The following is a 2142-nucleotide window of genomic DNA, read 5'->3' as shown; positions in this document are numbered from 1 at the left end:
TCCTTCATCGGGGTGGAACAGGTTGTGCCGTGACGGTTGTGGCGACGCCGGTTGCCGGATGGTGACGGTGCGGCGGGGGTCACCGGCCAGCGGGAACCGGATCACGGTCGCCACCGTCCATGCGGTGGCGCGGCGATCAGGTCGACGCGGCGGGGTTCGGGGATCGGGGGCGCACCGTGGGAGCGGCGGCGAGGCTGGCGGGCGCTGCCGGTCACCAAGTTCGTGACGAGCGCGTCGTAGAGGCGGCCGAGCACCATGAACGTGGGACCGAACGGGATCTGGCCGTGGCCGAGAGACCATTTGTCGAACAGGGCCGCATACATCGTGATCTGGCCGAGCAGCTCGCCCACGGTGGGTGCGTCGTCTCCGTCATCGACCAGCGTGACCAGCTCCGGGTGATTTCCCAGATGCCAGGTCACCTCGTCATCGATGGCTCGCGCGAGCGCCACGGCCTTCTCGCGCACGGCTGCCTGATGGTCGGTGAAGCTCCAGTCCTCGACCGTGCGCAGGTCGATCCCCTCGAACTGGATGATCCACACCGTGAGGAACACGCGGGTGGCGCGTTCCAGCGATGACGTCGATTTCTCCAGCCCGTCCCACACCCGCAGTAGCCGATCCATACTCGGCAGCGGGTCAGGGCGGTCACGAAGATCAGGGTTCTCGAACACAGGGTTGCTCCCTTCATCAGATGGGTGGGTGGTGTCACCACGGCGACCTCGAGCCGAAGCCGCGTGCAGGTAGGGGAAGGTGGGAAGCCGCGCGGTGCGCTACACCGAGGTCGTGGTCATCGGTAAGCGGCGGGTACCGGCGAGGAGTTCTTCGACCAGGTCGGTGTAGGCGATGGCGAGGTCGTCGACCACTTCCATTGATTGCCAGAACACCTCTTGGGAGGCGGCTGCCAGCGCGGTGTAGGTGTGGGCGGTCAACTGGGCGAGGCGGTCGATGACCTGGCCCATCGTCTGGGTGTGGACCCGCGCGCCCGCGACCGGTTGCGGTATCACCGCCTGCACCCAGGTGTCGATGGTGTCCATCAGCCGGGAACGGTGCGTGTCGATCACCGCCAGCGCTTCCCACGCTGTGTGTTCACGCCGCTGATGCAGCACGGCCAGTTCGGCAGCCGCGCTCAGCACCGGGTCGTCGGCGGGCAGCGGGAAGCCACGGCAGGCCATGAGCAGTTCGTCCTTGCCCGGCAGCACAGGTCTCATCAGCCACCATCTCCGAGCGCGGGCAACCGCACCGACCGCTGAATCAGCGCGTCAGCAAGATCGGTGTAGCCATCCACCAGCTCCGCCAGCCGATACCAGGCCGCGTGCACCTGCGGATCTGCCACATCGTCCACAGTCATCAACAGGTGGTAGGCGCGCACCTGGCTACGAGCGAGGCGGTCGATGACCGCGCCGAGAGTCTCGGTGTGCAACCGCGCCCCCGAATGCGGCACCGGCAGATGCATGGCCGCCCACGTGTCGACGGCGAGCACGAGTTCGTCCCTGCCGCAGCGACATCCGCACCTCAACCGCGCCGGGGAGCTTTGATACAGCCTCCCGAACTCGGCGGCGAACCGTGTCAGCCGGTGGGCCTCGACGTGATGGCCACGGATGGCTGAGAGCAGCGATTCCCCCGAGGGCAGCACCCTCGCATCGTCGTCTGGGGTGGAGGCCATCACTCACCTCCGTGCCCGAGACGACCGTGTGGGGGTGAGGAGGTCGCGGGCGCGGCAAGCCACGGTGGTGCGCGACGGGATCGAGGTGGCGTTGACCGGCTCCGAGATCCAATGCCAGCCGGTCGGGTGATCGGTCATCGGCAACCAGATCCGTTGCCGAGCGTCGAGGACTCGCACCCCGTGTGCCTCGAGGCTGGCCACGGTCGGCGTCGACATTCCCGCACCCCAGGCCGGGCCGACCAGGAACACCCACTCCCGATCCGGGCGGGCATGGGTCAGGATTGGCACCGACTCGAACTTGCCCGTGTCGAGCAGTGCCTTCCGCACCCGCCTACCCAGCGGCGCGGGCATCACCACCGCGCCCAACGTCAGCGACGCGACCAGGAACACGCGATCGAACGCGCACGACACGATGAACCCACGCCGCCGGTAAACCTCGGCGACCTCCCGCGCACTGTGACATCTCTCGAACATCACCGCAC

Annotated in this window: 4 protein-coding genes; all 4 read right to left on the bottom strand. The window is 67.7% G+C overall.

The window, feature by feature from the left end:
• Positions 1-101 precede the first annotated feature (101 nt).
• Entirely contained in the window at positions 102-668 is a 567-nt protein-coding gene (locus GVY39_RS33630; protein WP_159930994.1) for a hypothetical protein, read from the bottom strand.
• Between the two features lie 99 nt (positions 669-767).
• Positions 768-1205, bottom strand: a complete 438-nt coding sequence (locus GVY39_RS33625) for a DUF4254 domain-containing protein (RefSeq protein WP_159930996.1) — start codon at positions 1203-1205, stop codon at positions 768-770.
• Positions 1205-1660, bottom strand: a complete 456-nt coding sequence (locus GVY39_RS33620) for a DUF4254 domain-containing protein (RefSeq protein WP_159930998.1) — start codon at positions 1658-1660, stop codon at positions 1205-1207. The genes GVY39_RS33625 and GVY39_RS33620 overlap by 1 nt, the downstream gene beginning before the upstream one ends.
• Positions 1661-1663: 3 nt before the next feature.
• On the bottom strand, positions 1664-2142 hold a 479-nt coding region (locus GVY39_RS33615), incomplete at its 5' end, for a hypothetical protein (protein WP_159989406.1).

This window comes from Nocardia sp. CY15 (assembly GCF_009829295.1).
Lineage (GTDB): Bacteria > Actinomycetota > Actinomycetes > Mycobacteriales > Mycobacteriaceae > Nocardia > Nocardia sputi.
Note: the sequence above shows the minus strand (reverse complement) of the source record. Positions and strands in the feature narration are given on the sequence as shown.